General features: G+C 64.6%; 2 protein-coding genes. One reads left to right on the top strand and one right to left on the bottom strand.

Annotated features, from left to right (window positions below):
- Positions 1 to 743: 743 nt before the first annotated feature.
- A complete protein-coding gene (locus tag HZF19_RS16040; protein ID WP_208029804.1) occupies positions 744 to 1109 on the bottom strand; it encodes an ArsR/SmtB family transcription factor in 366 nt (121 codons plus the stop codon).
- A gap of 106 nt (positions 1110 to 1215) precedes the next feature.
- On the opposite strand from HZF19_RS16040, the gene HZF19_RS16035 reads away from it, so the two are divergent.
- Positions 1216 to 2265, top strand: coding sequence for an arsenic resistance protein (locus HZF19_RS16035; RefSeq protein ID WP_208029803.1), 1050 nt, complete (start codon positions 1216 to 1218; stop codon positions 2263 to 2265).
- Positions 2266 to 2418 lie beyond the last annotated feature (153 nt).

Raw genomic sequence — 2418 nt, 5'->3', positions numbered from 1 at the left:
TCAGCCGGCCCAACTCACGACACGCCCCCAGCCTTCATCGCGAAGAGCCCCATTAGAAGTCGGGCTGGGCACGAGGAGGGCCCATCCTCTCGGATGGGCCCTGACCTGCGGTTTCGATGGTGGCGGGAGCGGGATTTGAACCCGCGACCTTCGGGTTATGAGCCGACAGATCGGCGCCTCAGCCCGTTCCACTCCATACCGGATAGTGCCCTCACGCTGGGGTTTCTCCGGTCATCGTACCCTCAACGTGCCAGGCCGTACACCCCCTTACCGTGCCGCACAGTAGAAGGAACAGTAGAAACGCAGGTGCGTCGTTCGGGGTCCAGCGGGACGACGATGAGGGCATCACCGCCCGGCCTCCGGCCACCGTTGCCCTGCAGCAGGAGAGCGTGAAGACGCCGGCGAGATCGACCTTCGGGTTCGAGCGCCACCACCCCAGGTCATCGACCATCCGAGACCCAAAGCCGGCCGTCTCGACCTGGACGGCATCCTTCAATCCGCATAGGCCTTCTGGTCGCACTGCCCGAGGACCGCGGAAGGCCCCCACCAGTCAGCGGAAACACCACCCCCAGCCTGGTACCCGGACGGCTCGGCACAGACAGGCGGCGCCGAGTGGGAAACCGGTGGAGTCGGTGCCGGATCACGGCTGCCGCTCATGGTCCGGCGGCGGGCACCGGGATCTCGAGGTCCGGAGTGCATCCGATCCAACGGTGTGCACCATGGAGTGCGGAACTCCCTGGACGTCAGTGTGATCGCCGTTGGTTCTCCTCGATGAGGCAGATGCCGAGTTCGAGGAGGCCAGGAACACAGGGATCAACGATGCGGTAGTAGCTCCGGTTGCCGTCGCGGCGAGCGACCAGGATCCCTTGGTCGGTCATGCGCTGCAGTTGGTTCGAGACTGCCTGCATCGACATGCCGACCTCGTCCGCGATCTCACCGACCGGTAGCTCGCCGGCGCGTTCGATGGCGTGCAGAAGTCGGAGCCGGTTGGGGTTCGCGAGGACTTTGTAGAGCGCAGTGAGCGACTGGGCGGCGGCGGCGTCGAGGGGGGCGCGCTTGGCGAGAGCACGCCTCGAAACATCGACAGTTGTCGATTTGGGGGTTGACATCCTCAGCCTCCGCGTCGCAGTGTTACATCACTTCATTTATTATTGCACCTCTTGGCGGAGCGTCATGTCTCACCGCCATCCGCCATCGCACTCCGCTGAGTCACTCATGAACCTTCCTGCACCAGCATCTGACACCGCAGCCGGTCGCCTCTCTATACGCGACGAGGCCAAGCCGTTCATCCTCATCGGCGCCATCGTCGCTGGCTTCGCGATCAACCGCCTCGCCGACGGCGCCCTCACCGACTATGGGTGGCTGGTCCAGGTCGGCCTGTTCGCCGTCGTGTTCTCCATCATGGCGTTCGTCGAGATCAAAGGCGTCGGCCGCGCGTTCCGCAATACCAAATCCACCGCGCTCGCCGTCACCACCAACTTCGTTCTCGTCCCCCTCTTCGCCTGGACGCTCGGCTGGCTCATCCTCCACAACCACCCCGACCTGTGGGCCGGGGTCATCCTCTACACCCTCACCCCGTGCATCGGCTGGTACCTGATCTTCATCGACCTCGCCAAAGGCAACCTCGAATGGGGCCTCGCCATGCTCCCCATCGACATCACCCTCCAGATCGTTTTGCTACCTCTCTACCTGTGGCTGCTGATCGGCAAAGTGATCCCCATCCAGCCCCTGGTCCTGATCCGCAGCGTCGCCATCTTCTTGCTCCTCCCCTTCGCCGCCGCGTACGCAGTCCGCATCCTGCTCACACGCTGGCGTGGCCGCGACTTCACCTACGGGCCCTACAAGCACGCCATTAGCGAGGTGAAGCTCTGGGCGCTCGTGATCGTCGTCACCGCCATCTTCGCCACCCAACACACCCTCGAGGGCGCCGACATCAGCAACGTCGCCCTCATCATCGCCACCATCACCCTCTTCTTCATCGGGCTGTTCACCATCGCCCTCACCGTCGGACGAGTCTTCAAGCTCGACTACCCCGACACCGCCGCCATGGTCTTCGAAGTCAGCGCACGCAACTCCGAATCCGTCATCGGTATCGCGGCGGTCGCCTTCGCCGGCCACCCCCTCGTCATCGTCGCCATCCTCATCGGCCCCGTCGTCGAACTCCCCGTCCTCATCGCCCTCACCAAAACGATGCTCCACCTCCGACACCGCTGGACCTGGCCCACCACCCCCGCCACCCCGGACCTGAGCCCCGCCCAGGGCTGAAACTTGGCGAGCGAGGCGGCCAATGGGGCTCTCCGCGATGAGGTGTGGGGCGGCGTGAGGTCGGGGCGCTCTTCGTAGGGGTCCACCAGCGCGGCCAAGGGTCTCGCCATTCTGCAGATGTCTGACGTCCGCAGAAGAAGTGGAGAGACCCTT

The sequence above is a fragment of the Rhabdothermincola sediminis genome (genome assembly GCF_014805525.1).
GTDB lineage: Bacteria > Actinomycetota > Acidimicrobiia > Acidimicrobiales > Acidimicrobilacustridaceae > Rhabdothermincola > Rhabdothermincola sediminis.
The sequence above is the reverse complement of the archived record's forward strand: the minus strand, read 5'-3'. Positions and strand labels throughout refer to the sequence as shown.